The sequence below is a fragment of the Pseudomonas arvensis genome (assembly GCF_056688935.1).
Genome location: NZ_CP162038.1, coordinates 459,199 through 474,458, shown reverse-complemented (window position 1 = coordinate 474,458; position 15,260 = coordinate 459,199). Strand labels below are relative to the sequence as shown.

The window sequence follows — 15,260 nt, the reverse complement described above, 5'->3', positions numbered from 1 at the left end:
CCCTGTGGCAGCGCTAGTCCTGTTGTTAAGCATTCCAGGCCTGGCTCACGCGTTTGACCTGCAACAACTCAGCGATCAATTGGCCAAACCGTCCGTGATCCACGGCAGCTTCATCCAGGAAAAACACCTGCGCGCCCTGCCGCAGCCGTTGGTCAGCAAGGGCACCTTCGTCCTCGCCAAAGACCACGGCCTGCTGTGGCTGCTCAAGACCCCGCTGCAACAGGACTACCGCATCAGCGCCCAGGGCATCGCCCGGCGTGACGCCAATGGCTGGCAAACGCTGCCAAACAAGAGCGCCGGTGCCGAGCAGAATCGGTTGTTCCTCGCGGTACTCCAGGGCGACAGCAGCGGCTTGCAGCGGGATTTCGAGCTGCAACTGCAAGGCGAGGCCACACACTGGAAACTCACGCTGATCCCGCGCTCGCTGCTGCTGAAGCAGGTGTTCACCCAGATCAATATCGACGGTGGCGCCCTCGTGCAAACCATCGAGCTGCGGGAAACCCAAGGCGACAGCACCCTCCTGCGCATGCAGGACAGCACCGCCGAACAACCGTTGAGCGACGCGGAGCAACACGACTTTGCCCAGTGAGCGCCTGCTGCCGCGCCTGTTCCTGATCCTGCTGGTGGCTGTGCTGGCCCTGGCCGGCTGGCAGTGGCGCCATGGCGCGCCGCTGTCGGCCAACCTGATGGAACTGGTGCCGGGCAGTACGCCGGACGCCCTGGAGCTGCAGGCCGAACAGCGCATGCAGGAACCGCTGAACCGCGAGATGCTGGTATTGGTGGGGCATGCCGACCGCCAGCAAGCAGTGAACGTGGCGCAACAGTTAGGCGAACGCTGGCAGGCCAGCGGCCTGTTCGAAAAGGTGCAGTGGAACCTGCAGGCCGACCTGCCTGCGCTGCGCGAACAGTTGCTGCGTGGTCGACTGGCAATGCTCTCGACCAAGGACCGCGAGCAACTGATCGAACACCCCGACGCCTTTATCCAGCAGCGCGTGCAGGCGCTGTTCGACCCCTTCACCGGGTTCAGCCTGGTGCCGAGCCAGGATGACTGGCTGGGTCTGACCGGACGTATCCAGAACAGCCAGCCGCAACGTGGCTCGGTGCAGTTGGATATCGGCAGCGGCGCGTTGATCGCCGATGCCGACGGCAAAAGCTGGGTGCTGTTGCGTGCGCGCACCACGGGCAATGCCTTTGACATGAAACTGCCGCTGCAGGTGGCGGATTTGCTCCAGGCCAGCCGCGAACAGGCCGGTCAGCAAGGCGCGCAACTGCTGGCGGCCAGCGGTTTGTTGTACGCCGCCAATGGTCAGCAGCAGGCCACGCGGGAAATCACCTGGGTCGGCGGCGGCGCGACCGTGGGCATCCTGCTGTTGCTGCTGCTGGCGTTCCGCCGCTGGCGGGTATTGCTGGCATTCGTGCCGGTGCTGGTGGGCATGTTGTTTGGCGCCGTGGCGTGTGTGGCGCTGTTCGGCCATATGCATGTGATGACATTGGTGCTTGGCTCCAGCCTGATCGGCGTCGCGGTGGATTACCCACTGCATTACCTGTCGAAAAGCTGGAGCCTCAAGCCGTGGCGCAGTTGGCCGGCATTGCGCCTGACCCTGCCGGGGCTGAGCCTGAGCCTGGCCACCAGTTGCATCGGTTACCTGGCGCTGGCCTGGACGCCGTTCCCGGCGCTGACCCAGATCGCGGTGTTCTCCGCTGCGGGTTTGGTCGGTGCGTATCTGTCGGCCGTGTGCCTGTTGCCGGCCTTGCTCAAAGGCGTTGAGTTGCGCCCGGCGCAATGGCCTCTGCGTATCGCTGAAGGCTTGTGGCAGGTTCGTGCGGCGTTGCTCACTCGCGTGCCGAGCCCGGTGCTGCTGGCGCTGGTACTGCTGTTTTGCGCCGGCGGGTTGTGGCAGCTCAACAGCAAAAACGATATCCGCCAGTGGATCGGCGCACCGCCGCAGTTGCTGCAAGAGGCCCAGGCCGTGGCGCGGATTACCGGTTTCCAGCCCACCAGCCAGTTCTTCCTGGTGCGCGCCGACAATCAACAGCAGCTGCTGGAACGCCAGGCCGCGCTGGGCCAGCGCCTGGATCAACTGGTAAATATGGACAAGCTCAAGGGTTACCTGGCGCTCAATCAACTGGTCAACCTGCCCGCCCAGCAGCAACAGCTGCGCGATGCCCTGAACGCACTGCCACAGCACTGGCAGCCGCTGCTCGACCTCGGCGTACCGGCCAGCGCGCTGCAAGCCGAGGTCGCGCAGTTGCAAGCGCTGCCCACCGAAGACATCGACGCCGCACTGATCGGCCCGATGGCCGAACCCTGGCGTACGCTGTGGCTCGGCCCGGTGGACGGCGGCGTCGCTGCAATGGTCAGCCTGCAAGGCTTGAACAACCCGGTGCTGTTGCGAGTGCAGGCCCTGGACTTGCCGGGCGTGCAGTTGGTGGATCGCCTCGGTGATCTGAACCGCGTGTTCGCCGCCACCCAGATCAGCGCCGCGCAACTGAAATTGATGTCGTGCGTGCTGATCGTGCTGCTGCTGATCCTGCCGTTTGGTTTCGGCGGCGCCCTGCGCATCGTCGCGCTGCCATTGCTGGCCGCACTGTGCAGCCTGGCCAGCCTCGGTTGGCTGGGCCAGCCGCTGACGTTGTTCAGCCTGTTCGGTTTGCTGCTGGTGACGGCGATCAGCGTCGACTACGCGATCCTGATGCGCGAGCAGATCGGCGGCCCCGCCGTGAGCCTGCTGGGTACGCTGCTGGCGGCGCTCACGACCTGGTTGTCGTTTGGTCTGCTGGCCGTGTCCAGCACGCCGGCAGTGAGTAATTTCGGCCTATCGGTCAGCCTTGGCCTGGCATTCAGCTTTATGCTGGCGCCTTGGGCCGGACAACAGAAACACGCCTTATGAATCGGATTATCGCCAAAGCGGCAAGGAGCCCTCGTGCCCACAGTTGAAATGGAACGTCGCCAGGTTGTAGTGATTGGCGCCGGCCCGTCCGGCGCTATCGCCGCCGCGCTGCTCAAGCGCAAAGGGCATGATGTATTGATCATCGAGCGCCAGTATTTCCCACGGTTCTCGATCGGCGAAAGCCTGCTGTCCCACTGCATCGACTTTATCGAAGAAGCCGGCATGCTCGACGCCGTGCAGGCCGCCGGCTTCCAGGTAAAAACCGGTGCCGCGTTCGCCTGGGGCGAGCGCTACAGCGCTTTTGATTTCAGTGACACCTTCAGCAACGGCAAACCGACCACCTTCCAGGTGCAGCGCGGCGAGTTCGACAAGCTGCTGGCGGACCAGGCAGCGTTGCAGGGGGTGGAGATCCGCTACGGCGAGACCATCGTCGGCGTGGATTTCGCAGGCGATAGCCGCTACCTGCATGTACGCCGCGAGAACGGCAGCGAGTACCACCTCAAAGCCAGGTTCGTGCTCGATGCCAGCGGCTACGGCCGCGTGCTGCCGCGCCTGCTGGACCTGGAAGCGCCGTCGAATTTCCCGGTGCGCCAGGCGGTGTTCACCCACGTTGAAGACCGCATCGAACACCCAGGTTTCGACCGTACCAAGATCCTGGTGACCACTCATCCAACCCAGCGCGATATCTGGTTCTGGACGATCCCGTTCAGCAACGGCCGGTGCTCGGTGGGTGTGGTCGCGGCCAAGGAGCATTTCGACGGCCGCGACGCCGACCTCGATGCCTGCCTGCGCGGCTTTATCGACGAAACCCCAAGCCTGTCCGGCGTGTTGCACAACGCGGTGTGGGACACGCCGGCGCGCACCATCGGCGGCTACTCGGCCAACGTCAAAACCCTGCACGGCCCGGGCTTTGCGCTGCTGGGCAATGCGGCGGAATTCCTCGACCCGGTGTTTTCCTCCGGCGTGACCATTGCCATGCGCTCGGCCAGCATGGCGGCCGGCCTATTGGACCGTCAGCTCAAGGGCGAAACCGTAGACTGGCAAACCGAGTTTGCCGCGCCGCTCAAGCGCGGGGTCGACACCTTCCGCTGCTACGTCGAAGGCTGGTACGCGGGGACGTTCCAGGATGTGATTTTCCACCCCGAAAGTTCGCCGGAAATTCGCCGCATGATCAGCGCGATCCTCGCCGGCTACGCGTGGGACGAGCGCAACCCGTTTGTCAGCGAACCCAAGCGACGGTTGCGGATGTTGTCGGAGATTTGCGCGAGTGAGCCGGTATGAGCACTCAATACCTGAGTAAAAACTACGTCGAAGAAACCAAATTCGGCTTCTGGTTCCTGCGCAGCCACACCTGGCAGCACCATGTGCTGCGCGTGGCAATCAACGACCTGCGCAGCCTGTTCAGCGACCCGCTGCCCGAGGCGCCGGTATTGCTGGACGCCGGTTGCGGCCAGGGCAAGTCGTTCCGGTACTTGCAGCAGGTGTTCGCCCCCGAGCGCCTGATCGGCCTGGATGCCGACCCCCACAGCCTGGCATTGAGCAAGGCTGAAGCCGCACGCCAGGGCCTGGCCATCGAGCTGATCGGCAGCGACTGCGCGACCCTCGATGTGCCGGACGAAAGCGTCGATATCCTGTTCTGCCACCAGACCTTCCATCATCTGGTCGAACAGCATCGCGCACTCAAAGAGTTTTACCGGGTGCTAAAGCCGGGGGGCTACCTGCTGTTTGCCGAATCCACCGAGGCTTATATCGATACGTGGGTGATCCGCTGGCTGTTCCGTCACCCCATGCACGTGCAGAAAAGCGCCGAAGAATACCTGCAGATGCTCCGCGAGCAGGGCTTTGAGTTCGGCCCGCAGAACGTTTCTTACCCGTACTTGTGGTGGAGCCGTTCCAGCGACTTCGGCCTGCTGGAACGCTGGGGCCTGCGGAATCCGCCGCCAGTGGGCCAGCGCGAAGAAACCCTGGTCAACTGCGTGGCGCGCAAGCCCCTGGCGAGTGCCGCACCATGATGCGCAGCCTGTTGATCGGCTGCCTGTTGCTGCTGAGCGCCTGCGCCAGCCAGCCGCCGCTGCCGGAAAAAACGCCCGCGCTCGCGTTGCCGATGCAACTGCATGTGCAGCGCCAGGCCGACGGCCAGAGCCAGGACTGGTTGCTGGTGATCCAGCGCGAAGGCGGCGCCATCCGCTGGTCGATGATGGACCCGCTGGGCATTCCCCAGGCCCGGCAAAAACTGATCGATGGCGCCTGGCAGGCCGATGGCTTGCTGCCGCCCAATCCCCAGGCGCGAGAGCTGTTCGCCGCCCTGCTGTTCGCCCTGACCTCGGCGGACGACGTGCGCGCGCTGTATCCGAGCGCCCAGGCGAGGGACCTCACACGGACCCTGCCGGGGCATTGGCAGATCGTCTACCAGTCGTCAGAAGTCTTCAGCGTGAACATGACCGGCCAACCCATGAGCTACCGCATCACACCGCTCGGTGCCGCCCAATGACCGCCTACCTCAACGCCCTTGGCGTGATTTGCGCCCTTGGCCGGGGTCAAGCGCAGGTCAGTCGCAACCTGTTTGCCGGTGACTGCTCAGGCATGTGCGCCGAAAACGGCTGGGTGCCCGAGCGCGTGCTGCCGGTAGGCAGTGTGCGGGGCGAATTGGCGACCATCCCAGTGGAACTCGGCCAGCAGAGCAGCCGCAATAACCAACTGTTGCTGGAAGCGGCGTTGCAAATCGAGGACGAGATCCGCCAGGCGATCCACACCTACGGCGCTTCGCGGGTCGGCATTGTGCTGGGCACCAGCACCTCGGGCATCGACGAAGCCAGCCGCGGCATCGCCCTGTACCTGCGCGACAAGCACTTCCCCTGCGACTACGACTACCAGCAACAGGAACTCAGCGCCCCGGCGAACTTCCTCGCCGACTGGCTGCAACTGAGCGGCCCGGCCTATGTGATATCCACCGCCTGCACCTCCAGCGCCCGCGCCCTGATGAGCGCCCAGCGCTTGCTCGACCTGGGGATGTGCGATGCGGTGATCTGCGGCGGTGTGGACAGCCTGTGCAAGCTGACCCTCAATGGGTTCAGCGCGCTGGAAGCCGTGTCGAACGAGCGCTGCAATCCGTTTTCGGCGAACCGCAACGGCATCAATATCGGCGAAGCAGCGGTGCTGTTTGTGATGAGTAAAGCGCCTGCGCCCATCGCCCTGCTGGGCAGTGGCGCCAGTTGCGACGCCCACCATATTTCTGCGCCCGAGCCTACCGGCAAAGGCGCATTGCAGGCGATGCGCAAAGCGCTGGCCAGTGCAAAACTGGCGCCCGAGCAGATCGGCTACCTGAACCTGCATGGCACCGCCACCCAGCACAACGACGCGATGGAAAGCCTGGCCGTCGCCAGCCTGTTCCCCGACGGCGTGGCCTGCTCATCCACCAAGCCCATGAGCGGCCACACACTCGGCGCAGCCGGCGCACTGGAAGCCGCGTTTTGCTGGCTGAGCCTGACCCACGGCCGCGTCCCACCCCACGTGTGGGACGGCCAGGCCGACCCCACGTTGCCTGCCCTGCAATGGGCGCGCAGCGGCGAAACCCTGGAAAAACCCTGCCTGATGAGTAACTCGTTCGCCTTCGGCGGCAACAACGTCAGCCTGATTATCGGAGAGGCTCCATGACCGCTTGGCCACTCGCCGACCTGCTGCCCCACGCGGGCGACATGATCCTGATCGACCAGGTGCTGTCGTTCGATGAAGAGCAGATCCACACCCGCACCACCGTCAAGCCTGGCGGCCTGTTCAACCGCCCTGACGGTAGCCTGCCAGCCTGGGTCGGCATCGAGCTGATGGCGCAGAGCGTTGCCGCCTACGCCGGTTGCCGTGCGCGCCAGAAAGGCGACGCGGTGGAGCTGGGCTTCCTGCTCGGCACACGTAAGTTCGAGTGCAACGTGGAACACTTCCCGGCAGGCGCCGAGCTGACCATCCACGGCCTGCGCTCTCTGGAAGACGACAACGGCATGGGTGTGTTCGAATGCCACCTGACCGGTGACGGTATCCAGGCCAGCGCCCGCTTGAACGTATTTCGACCGCCCCAGGCGGCCACTTATTTAGATGAATCGAAGGACGAAACGCCATGACTGAATCCGTACTGGTCACCGGCTCCAGCCGTGGCATCGGCCGCGCCATTGCCCTGCGCCTGGCCCAGGCCGGGCATGACATCGTGCTGCATTGCCGCAGCGGCCGTGCCGAAGCCGACGCGGTGCAGGTCGAAATCCAGGCCCTTGGCCGCACAGCACGGGTGCTGCAATTCGACGTGGCGGATCGTGCGACCTGCAAGCAGATCCTTGAGGCGGACGTCGAGCAATATGGCGCCTACTACGGCGTGGTGCTCAACGCCGGGCTGACCCGTGACGGTGCGTTTCCGGCCCTGTCGGAAGACGACTGGGACGTGGTGATGCGCACCAACCTGGATGGTTTCTACAACGTGCTGCACCCGGTGATGATGCCGATGATTCGCCGTCGCGCCGCCGGGCGTATCGTGTGCATTACCTCGGTGTCGGGGCTGATCGGCAATCGCGGCCAGGTCAACTACAGCGCCTCGAAAGCCGGCCTGATCGGCGCGGCCAAGGCCCTGGCGATCGAACTGGGCAAGCGCAAGATCACCGTCAACTGCGTCGCGCCTGGGCTGATCGACACTGCGATGCTGGACGAGAACGTACCGGTGGAAGAACTGATGAAAATGATCCCGGCACAGCGCATGGGCACGCCGGAAGAAGTCGCCGGTGCGGTGAATTTCCTGATGTCGGCCGAAGCCGGCTATATCACCCGCCAGGTGTTGGCCGTGAATGGAGGCCTGTGCTGATGAAACGTGTAGTCGTCACTGGCATGGCCGGCATGACCTCCCTGGGCGGCGATTGGGCGACCATCTCGGCCAACTTTCGCGCCAACCGCAGCGGTATCCGGCGCATGGACGAGTGGGACCGCTTTATCGAACTGAACACGCGCCTGGCCGGGCCCATCGATGATTTCGTGGTGCCAGCCCATTGGACCCGCAAACAACTGCGCAGCATGGGCCGCGTCTCGCGCCTGGCGGTGTGGGCGGCGGAGCAGGCATTGCAGGACGCCGGGTTGCTCGGTGATGAGTCGATCAAGGACGGGCGCATGGGCGTGGCCTGTGGTTCGTCCACCGGCAGCACCGATGAGATCAAGGCCTTCGGCAATATGCTGCTGAACTCGGTGGCCGAGGGGCTGAATGCCAACTCGTATGTGCGGATGATGCCGCACACCACGGCGGCGAATATCAGCATCTTTTTTGGCCTGACCGGGCGGCTGATCCCCACGTCCAGTGCCTGCACCAGCGGCAGCCAGGGCATCGGTTATGCCTACGAGGCGATCAAGTTCGGCCGCCTGCCGTTGATGCTCGCCGGCGGCGCCGAGGAGCTGTGCCCTACCGAAGCCATGGTGTTCGACGCACTTTACGCCACCAGCCTGAAAAACGACGCCCCGCAAACCAGCCCACGTCCCTACGACAGCGGTCGCGATGGCCTGGTGATCGGCGAAGGCGGCGGCATGTTGGTGCTGGAAGAGTTGGAACACGCCCTGGCGCGGGGTGCACATATTCATGCCGAACTGGTCGGCTTTGGCAGCAACGCCGACGGCCAGCACACCACCCGCCCCGAACAGAAAACCATGCGCCGCGCCATGGAACTGGCCCTGGAAGATGCCGGGCTGACACCCGACGCGATTGGCTACGTCAACGGCCACGGCACCGCCACCGATCAAGGCGATATCGCCGAGACCCTGGCCACCAGCAGCCTGTTCGGCAAGCGCATGCCTATCAGCTCGCAGAAAAGCTTCCTCGGCCACACCCTCGGGGCGTGCGGGGCGCTGGAGTCGTGGTTCAGCATCGAGATGATGAACCGCAACCAATACGTGCACACCTTCAACCTGGAGTCCGTCGACCCGCAATGCGGCGAACTGGATTACCTGCAAGGTGAATTCCGCGAGATGCACCACGATTACGTGATGAACAACAACTTTGCTTTTGGCGGCGTGAATACGTCGCTGATCTTCCGCCGCTGGTCCTGAATTTTAAATCGATTGGAGAATACGGAATGTCTTCCTTGCTACGCGCCACCCTGATCACCCTGGCCCTGTTGACCACGGCTGGCTGCACCAACAAACCGGTGCTCAACACCCAGCATGACCTGCCGGTCAACGCCCAGGTCAGTGAAGAAAAAATGAAGGCGGTGATCGTCAACGCCCTGCAAAAACGCGAGTGGACGGTGCAGCGCCTGAGCCCGCAACTGGTGCAGGCCGAAATCACCGTGCGTAACCAGTACTACGCCGCCATCGACATCCGCTACACCCGCAACAGCTACGCCATCACCTACCGTGACAGCCGCGACCTGGGCTACAAGGACGGCAAGATCCATCGCAACTACAACCGCTGGGTGAACAACCTGGACAGCGACATCATGGCCGGCTTGCGCAGCAATGGCGTGAGTGCTGAGCAGGGCTCGGCGGCACAGTTGTTTGAGCAGACGGGCACCACCAAGTAAAACCGAGATTCTGTGGTGAGCGTGCTTGCCCGCGATGGGCTGCGTAGCAGCCCTCAGATCAGGCGCCGCATTCTGGCTGACAGAGCGCGGCGTTTTTATTGGGCGGCCTTACGCGTCAACAACTCCACAAACGCCTTCGCCATCGGCGTCTGCGCGCCCTTGCGCTGTACCAGCCATACCGAGGTCACCGCCTCGGGATCCAGCAAAGTGCGATACACCACGCCGTCAATGCGGATGCGCTGATAAGACGCCGGCAACACCGACACCCCCAGCCCCGCCGCCACCAGGCCGATGATGGTCATCGCCTCTCCTGCTTCCTGGGCGAAGTGCGGGCTGAAGCCAGCGTCGCGGCACAGGTTAAGCAGTTGGGCATACAGACCGCTCCCATAGCTACGTGGGAAAAACACAAAAGGCTCGTCAGCCAATTGCGCCAGATGCAAGCCTCGCTCGCTGCCGTCCACCAGCGGGTGACCGGCGCTCAAGACTGCGACCAACGGTTCGCGCATCAGCTCGATCACGCTCAACGAATCCGGCAGCGGCAATGGCCGCATCAGCCCCACCTGGATCGACTCATCCACCAGCGACTCAGCCACTTCGGTGCTGCTCATTTCCTGAAGGTTCAGGTGCACCGCCGGGAACGCCTGGCGAAACGCAAAGATCGCCTGGGGAATACTGGCGTTGAACGGCGCGGACGAGGTGAAGCCAATCTTCAGCTCCCCCAACTCACCCAACTGTGCGCGCCGCGCTACATCCGACGCCTTATCCACTTGGGCCAGCACCAACCGTGCTTCGTGCAGAAACAGGCGCCCCGCCTCACTCAGTTCAACCCGACGATTGGTACGCTCGAACAACCGCGCCCCCACCTCCTGCTCCAGCGCCTGGATCTGCTGGCTCAGTGGCGGTTGCGAGATGCCCAGCACCTGCGCGGCGCGGCCAAAGTGCAACTCTTCGGCGACGGCGATGAAGTACCGCAGATGACGCAATTCCATGCAAACCCCATTAGGTCGTAAAAGCTATCAAACAGGTCGAACAATATATTGGAAAGAATCATTAGCCAGCTATATTCTTTTTTGCATTGCCAGCCCTGACAGGCTTTTGCCCCCCGAGGTCCCCGTGAAATCTGCTGTCGCGCCACTCGCTCAAGACGTCCCGCCTACCGCACTGGATGAGGTGGTGGCTCAGCTCAATGACGTGTTCATCGAAAAAGGCACGCCTATGTTCATGCGCACAGTGCTGGCGCTGTTCTCTGGCGGCTTTGCCACGTTTGCCCTGCTGTACTGCGTGCAGCCGATGATGCCGGCGCTGTCCCACGAGTTTTCCATCAACGCTGCGCAAAGCAGTCTGATTCTGTCGGTGTCCACTGCGATGCTGGCGTTGGGTCTACTGATCACCGGGCCGATTTCCGACACCCTGGGGCGTAAACCGGTGATGGTCGCTGCGCTGTTCTGTGCGGCGCTGGCCACAATTGCCAGCGGCCTGATGCCGAGCTGGGAAGGGATTCTGCTGATGCGTGCGCTGGTGGGGCTGTCACTCAGCGGCCTGGCCGCCGTGGCGATGACCTACCTGAGCGAAGAGATCCACCCACAACACATTGGCCTGGCCATGGGCCTGTACATCGGCGGCAATGCCATCGGCGGCATGAGCGGTCGCCTGATCATCGGCGTGTTGATCGACTTCGTCAGCTGGCACACCGCGATGCTGATTATCGGCGCCCTGGCGCTGATCGCGGCCACGGTGTTCTGGAAAATCCTCCCCGAATCGCGCAACTTCCGCGCCAGCAGCCTAAAACCGCGCAGCCTGGTGGACGGCTTTGTCATGCACTTCAAGGACGCGGGCCTGCCGTGGCTGTTCCTGGAAGCCTTCCTGTTGATGGGCGCATTTGTGACGATGTTCAACTACATCGGCTATCGCCTGCTGGCCGCCCCGTACGACCTCAGCCAGGCCGTGGTCGGCCTGCTGTCGTTGGTGTACCTGTCGGGCATCTACAGCTCGGCGAAAATCGGCTCCCTGGCCGACCGCCTTGGCCGCCGTCGCGTGCTGTGGGCCACGATTGTGCTGATGCTCTGCGGCATGCTGCTGACCCTGTTCTCCCCACTGTGGCTGGTGGTGCCGGGCATGCTGATCTTCACCTTCGGCTTCTTCGGCGCCCACTCGGTGGCCAGCAGCTGGATCGGCCGCCGTGCGACCAAGGCCAAGGGACAGGCGTCGTCGTTGTACCTGTTTTGCTATTACGCTGGCTCCAGCGTCGCGGGCACTACGGGTGGATTCTTCTGGCACCTTGCCGGGTGGAACGGTATTGGTGCGTTTATCGTGGCGCTGTTGATTGGCGCGTTGCTGGTGGCGTTGAGGCTGGCGAAGTTGCCGCCGTTGGCCGCCGCTTGAAGAACCGGCGCCTTGAACGACATCCGCGCCATCACCCGTTTACCCCGGCGCTCATGCATGACTACAGCACCAATATGCATGACCAACATCAACAACAACCCCACGCAAGACAACACATGCACGCGGGTGTACCAGGCAATGCGTGCCGGGTCGCTGTCGAACGGCATGATGGAGACCAGGTTAAAGATATTGATCGGCCGATCCATCATCAGCACCCCTGTGGCCAACACCACTGCCAACACCAGGTACATGGCCTTGTGGACCAACAACGCGATGTATTCCTGCGGTGAGCGCTTGATGGAGAAATCCAGGCCATGGGAAAACGAACAATAGACCCGCAAGGCGAAGACAGGGATGTAGAGGGTAGTCAACGACACATTGAAAAAGCCGACCCATGCCTTGACCGGCGCGGGCACCGTAAACACGGCCACGAAGAAACCCGACAACAACGCCCACAAAATGACGACGGCCGAGATCCAGTGCAGCAACTTCTGGCGTGTTGAGTAGGAAACGGTAGTCATCTGAAATCACCTGACAATTATCGCCAGTGGCTGGCGGGTGGAAGCGTCGGGTAGGATTTTTACCGAGACGAGTTACCGAGGCTGTAGGAAAAATCCCAAGCAACTCAAATTACCAAGACCGGGCTTAACGAACGCTGAAACGCAACGAGCCCCGCTTTGCCAGGCAAAACGGGGCTCGTTTTTCAGGAGGGAAGCTTACTCGTGGTATTGCGCGGACAGTTCATGCACCGCTCGCAGGAACGCGCCGGCATGCTCCGGGTTCACTTCCGGCGTAATGCCATGGCCGAGGTTGAACACGTGCCCGGTACCTTTGCCATAGCTGGCCAGGATGCGACCGACTTCGGCGCGGATCGCTTCCGGCTTGGCGTACAGCACGGTCGGGTCCATGTTGCCTTGCAGCGCGACGCGGTTGCCCACGCGCTGGCGGGCTTCGCCCAGGTCGCAGGTCCAGTCCAGGCCCAATGCATCGGCACCGGCGTCGGCGATGCTTTCCAGCCATAGGCCGCCGCCTTTGGTGAACATGATCACCGGCACTTTGCGACCTTCGTGTTCGCGGATCAGGCCGCTGACGATTTTGCGCATATAGGCCAGGGAGAACTCCTGGTACGCCGCCGCCGACAGGTTGCCCCCCCAGGTATCGAAAATCTGTACCGCTTGCGCACCGGCCATGATCTGGCCATTGAGGTACGAGGTGACGGACTGTGCCAGCTTGTCCAGCAGCAGGTGCATGGCTTGCGGATTGTCGTAGAGCATGGCCTTGGTCTTGCGGAAGTCTTTCGACGAGCCGCCTTCGACCATATAGGTGGCCAGGGTCCATGGGCTGCCGGAGAAGCCGATCAGCGGCACGCGGCCGTTCAGCTCACGGCGGATGGTGCTCACGGCGTCCATCACGTAGCCGAGGTCTTTGTGTGGATCCGGGATCGGCAACGCTTCGATGTCGGCCAGGGTACTGACGACTTTCTTGAAGCGCGGGCCTTCGCCTGTCTCGAAGTACAGGCCTTGGCCCATGGCGTCGGGGATGGTCAGGATATCGGAGAAGAGGATGGCCGCATCCAGTTGTGGGTAGCGGTCCAGCGGCTGCATCGTGACTTCGCAGGCGAACTCCGGATTCATGCACAGGCTCATGAAATCGCCGGCTTGAGCGCGACTGGCGCGGTATTCCGGCAGGTAGCGACCGGCTTGACGCATCATCCACACAGGGGTGACGTCTACAGGTTGCTTGAGCAGGGCACGAAGGAAACGGTCGTTCTTGAGGGCAGTCATGTCGGCATCCGCAAAAAAAGTGCGGGCATTTTCTCAGAGCCAGACGCAAAAGGCACGGAATGCGCCGTGCCTTTTGTCTATCGGGTCAATTTGTCGCGGTGTCTTGAACACACCGGAAAAACAAATGTGGGAGGGGGCTTGCCCCCGATCGCGGTGTGTCAGTCAATGAATCTGGTGACTGAACCACCGCTATCGGGGGCAAGCCCCCTCCCACACTTTGATCCCATTTCAACCTGGGATCGGGGTCAGACTTGCAGGTAGTCCAAGATGCCTTCGGCGGCGTTGCGACCTTCGAAGATCGCGGTTACCACCAGGTCAGAGCCGCGCACCATATCGCCACCGGCGAAGATTTTCGGGTTACTGGTCTGATGCTTGTACTGGCCTTGTTCCGGGGCCACAACGCGGCCCTGGCTGTCGGTCTGGATCTGGAACTGCTCGAACCACGGCGCCGGGCTTGGGCGGAACCCGAAGGCGATGACCACGGCGTCGGCCGGGATGATCTCTTCGGAACCAGGGATCGGCTCGGGGCTGCGACGGCCACGGGCGTCCGGCTCGCCGAGACGGGTCTCGACCACTTTCACACCTTCGACGCGGTCTTCACCGACGATCGCGATCGGCTGGCGGTTATAGAGGAATTTCACGCCTTCTTCCTTGGCGTTCTTCACCTCTTTGCGCGAACCGGGCATGTTGGCTTCGTCACGACGATAGGCACAGGTCACCGACTTGGCGCCCTGGCGGATCGAGGTACGGTTGCAGTCCATCGCGGTGTCACCACCGCCCAGCACCACGACCTTCTTGCCTTTCATGTCGACAAAATCTTCCGGCGACTTTTCAAAGCCCAGGTTGCGGTTGACGTTGGCGATCAGGAAATCGAGCGCGTCATACACGCCCGGCAGGTCTTCACCGGCAAAGCCGCCCTTCATGTAGGTGTAGGTGCCCATGCCCATGAACACGGCATCGTATTCTTCGAGCAGTTGCTCCATGGTGATGTCTTTGCCGATTTCGGTATTGAGGCGGAACTCGATACCCATGCCGGTGAAGACTTCACGACGGTGGCTCAGCACGGTTTTTTCCAGCTTGAACTCCGGGATACCGAAGGTCAGCAGGCCACCGATTTCCGGGTTCTTGTCGAACACCACCGGAGTCACGCCGCCACGCACCAGTACGTCGGCACAGCCCAGGCCCGCCGGACCCGCACCGATGATGGCGACGCGCTTGCCGGTCGGCTTGACCTTGGACATGTCCGGACGCCAGCCCATGGCGAAGGCGGTGTCAGTGATGTACTTCTCCACCGAACCGATGGTCACCGCGCCGAAACCGTCGTTAAGGGTACACGCGCCCTCGCACAGACGGTCCTGCGGGCACACCCGGCCGCACACTTCCGGCAGGGTGTTGGTCTGGTGCGACAGCTCGGCGGCGGCGAGGATGTTGCCCTCGGCCACCAATTTCAGCCAGTTGGGAATGAAGTTGTGCACCGGGCACTTCCATTCGCAATACGGGTTACCGCACCCCAGGCAGCGGTGGGCCTGGTCGGCCGAGTGCTGGGGTTTGAAGGGTTCGTAGATTTCCACGAACTCTTTCTTGCGTTGACGCAACAGTTTCTTCTTCGGATCTTTGCGCCCGACATCGATGAACTGGAAGTCGTTATTCAGACGTTCAGCCATGTT

The 15,260-nt window shown here is 62.6% G+C and carries 14 protein-coding genes and 1 pseudogene; 11 read left to right on the top strand and 4 right to left on the bottom strand.

Translation table 11 applies throughout. The annotated features are described in order from the left end of the window. The first annotated feature begins 4 nt into the window (after positions 1-4). Genes AB3G88_RS02120 through AB3G88_RS02075 form a run of 10 tightly spaced genes read left to right on the top strand, consistent with a single transcriptional unit; the run spans position 5 to position 9,427 of the window. The gene (locus tag AB3G88_RS02120) at positions 5-589 is read left to right on the top strand and encodes an outer membrane lipoprotein carrier protein LolA (protein WP_371926578.1); all 585 of its coding nucleotides are present in this window, start codon (positions 5-7) and stop codon (positions 587-589) included. Next, positions 579-2,891, top strand: coding sequence for an MMPL family transporter (locus tag AB3G88_RS02115; RefSeq protein WP_158879067.1), 2,313 nt, complete (start codon positions 579-581; stop codon positions 2,889-2,891). The genes AB3G88_RS02120 and AB3G88_RS02115 overlap by 11 nt, the downstream gene beginning before the upstream one ends. A 33-nt stretch (positions 2,892-2,924) precedes the next feature. Further along, the gene (locus tag AB3G88_RS02110) at positions 2,925-4,172 is read left to right on the top strand and encodes an NAD(P)/FAD-dependent oxidoreductase (RefSeq protein WP_150676092.1); all 1,248 of its coding nucleotides are present in this window, start codon (positions 2,925-2,927) and stop codon (positions 4,170-4,172) included. Then, a complete protein-coding gene (locus tag AB3G88_RS02105; RefSeq protein WP_099583765.1) occupies positions 4,169-4,903 on the top strand; it encodes a class I SAM-dependent methyltransferase in 735 nt (244 codons plus the stop codon). Before AB3G88_RS02110 ends, AB3G88_RS02105 begins: the two co-directional genes overlap by 4 nt. After that, entirely contained in the window at positions 4,900-5,382 is a 483-nt protein-coding gene (locus AB3G88_RS02100) for a hypothetical protein (RefSeq protein WP_099583767.1), read from the top strand. Before AB3G88_RS02105 ends, AB3G88_RS02100 begins: the two co-directional genes overlap by 4 nt. Then, positions 5,379-6,545 carry a beta-ketoacyl-[acyl-carrier-protein] synthase family protein gene (locus tag AB3G88_RS02095; protein WP_158879065.1) on the top strand — a complete coding sequence of 389 codons (1,167 nt, stop codon included), beginning with the start codon at positions 5,379-5,381 and terminating at the stop codon, positions 6,543-6,545. The genes AB3G88_RS02100 and AB3G88_RS02095 overlap by 4 nt, the downstream gene beginning before the upstream one ends. Then, on the top strand, positions 6,542-7,003 hold the full coding sequence (locus AB3G88_RS02090; RefSeq protein ID WP_480453010.1) for a hotdog family protein: 462 nt from the start codon (positions 6,542-6,544) through the stop codon (positions 7,001-7,003). The genes AB3G88_RS02095 and AB3G88_RS02090 overlap by 4 nt, the downstream gene beginning before the upstream one ends. After that, positions 7,000-7,728, top strand: coding sequence for a 3-oxoacyl-ACP reductase FabG (fabG, locus tag AB3G88_RS02085; RefSeq protein WP_480453009.1), 729 nt, complete (start codon positions 7,000-7,002; stop codon positions 7,726-7,728). Before AB3G88_RS02090 ends, fabG begins: the two co-directional genes overlap by 4 nt. Beyond that, complete coding sequence (locus tag AB3G88_RS02080) at positions 7,728-8,954, top strand: beta-ketoacyl-ACP synthase (protein WP_480453007.1); 1,227 nt, start codon at positions 7,728-7,730, stop codon at positions 8,952-8,954. The genes fabG and AB3G88_RS02080 overlap by 1 nt, the downstream gene beginning before the upstream one ends. 26 nt (positions 8,955-8,980) lie before the next feature. Next, positions 8,981-9,427, top strand: coding sequence for a hypothetical protein (locus AB3G88_RS02075; protein WP_099583774.1), 447 nt, complete (start codon positions 8,981-8,983; stop codon positions 9,425-9,427). A 95-nt stretch (positions 9,428-9,522) separates the two neighbouring features. Here AB3G88_RS02075 and AB3G88_RS02070 read toward each other — a convergent pair whose 3' ends face one another. Next, a complete protein-coding gene (locus AB3G88_RS02070; protein WP_099583775.1) occupies positions 9,523-10,416 on the bottom strand; it encodes a LysR family transcriptional regulator in 894 nt (297 codons plus the stop codon). Between the two features lie 172 nt (positions 10,417-10,588). On the opposite strand from AB3G88_RS02070, the gene AB3G88_RS02065 reads away from it, so the two are divergent. Continuing rightward, a complete protein-coding gene (locus AB3G88_RS02065) occupies positions 10,589-11,809 on the top strand; it encodes an MFS transporter (RefSeq protein WP_244653867.1) in 1,221 nt (406 codons plus the stop codon). Positions 11,810-11,841: 32 nt separating this feature from the next. Here the strand turns inward: AB3G88_RS02065 and AB3G88_RS02060 are convergent. From AB3G88_RS02060 to AB3G88_RS02050, 3 genes and pseudogenes are all read right to left on the bottom strand, one after another. Further along, a pseudogene (locus AB3G88_RS02060) lies at positions 11,842-12,330 on the bottom strand (cytochrome b/b6 domain-containing protein); the annotation flags it as partial. 195 nt (positions 12,331-12,525) lie between these two features. Continuing rightward, positions 12,526-13,593, bottom strand: a complete 1,068-nt coding sequence (gene hemE, locus AB3G88_RS02055; RefSeq protein ID WP_112193061.1) for a uroporphyrinogen decarboxylase — start codon at positions 13,591-13,593, stop codon at positions 12,526-12,528. A gap of 245 nt (positions 13,594-13,838) precedes the next feature. Further along, positions 13,839-15,257 carry a glutamate synthase small subunit GltD family protein gene (locus AB3G88_RS02050; RefSeq protein WP_016979195.1) on the bottom strand — a complete coding sequence of 473 codons (1,419 nt, stop codon included), beginning with the start codon at positions 15,255-15,257 and terminating at the stop codon, positions 13,839-13,841. Positions 15,258-15,260: the final 3 nt, after the last annotated feature.

Coding starts and splice junctions, on each gene's coding strand:
- AB3G88_RS02105 (WP_099583765.1), top strand. CDS start 4,169: ATGAGCACTCAATACCTGAGTAAAAACTACGTCGAAGAAACCAAATTC.
- AB3G88_RS02100 (WP_099583767.1), top strand. CDS start 4,900: ATGATGCGCAGCCTGTTGATCGGCTGCCTGTTGCTGCTGAGCGCCTGC.
- AB3G88_RS02095 (WP_158879065.1), top strand. CDS start 5,379: ATGACCGCCTACCTCAACGCCCTTGGCGTGATTTGCGCCCTTGGCCGG.
- AB3G88_RS02090 (WP_480453010.1), top strand. CDS start 6,542: ATGACCGCTTGGCCACTCGCCGACCTGCTGCCCCACGCGGGCGACATG.
- fabG (WP_480453009.1), top strand. CDS start 7,000: ATGACTGAATCCGTACTGGTCACCGGCTCCAGCCGTGGCATCGGCCGC.
- AB3G88_RS02080 (WP_480453007.1), top strand. CDS start 7,728: ATGAAACGTGTAGTCGTCACTGGCATGGCCGGCATGACCTCCCTGGGC.
- AB3G88_RS02075 (WP_099583774.1), top strand. CDS start 8,981: ATGTCTTCCTTGCTACGCGCCACCCTGATCACCCTGGCCCTGTTGACC.
- AB3G88_RS02070 (WP_099583775.1), bottom strand. CDS start 10,416: ATGGAATTGCGTCATCTGCGGTACTTCATCGCCGTCGCCGAAGAGTTG.
- hemE (WP_112193061.1), bottom strand. CDS start 13,593: ATGACTGCCCTCAAGAACGACCGTTTCCTTCGTGCCCTGCTCAAGCAA.
- AB3G88_RS02050 (WP_016979195.1), bottom strand. CDS start 15,257: ATGGCTGAACGTCTGAATAACGACTTCCAGTTCATCGATGTCGGGCGC.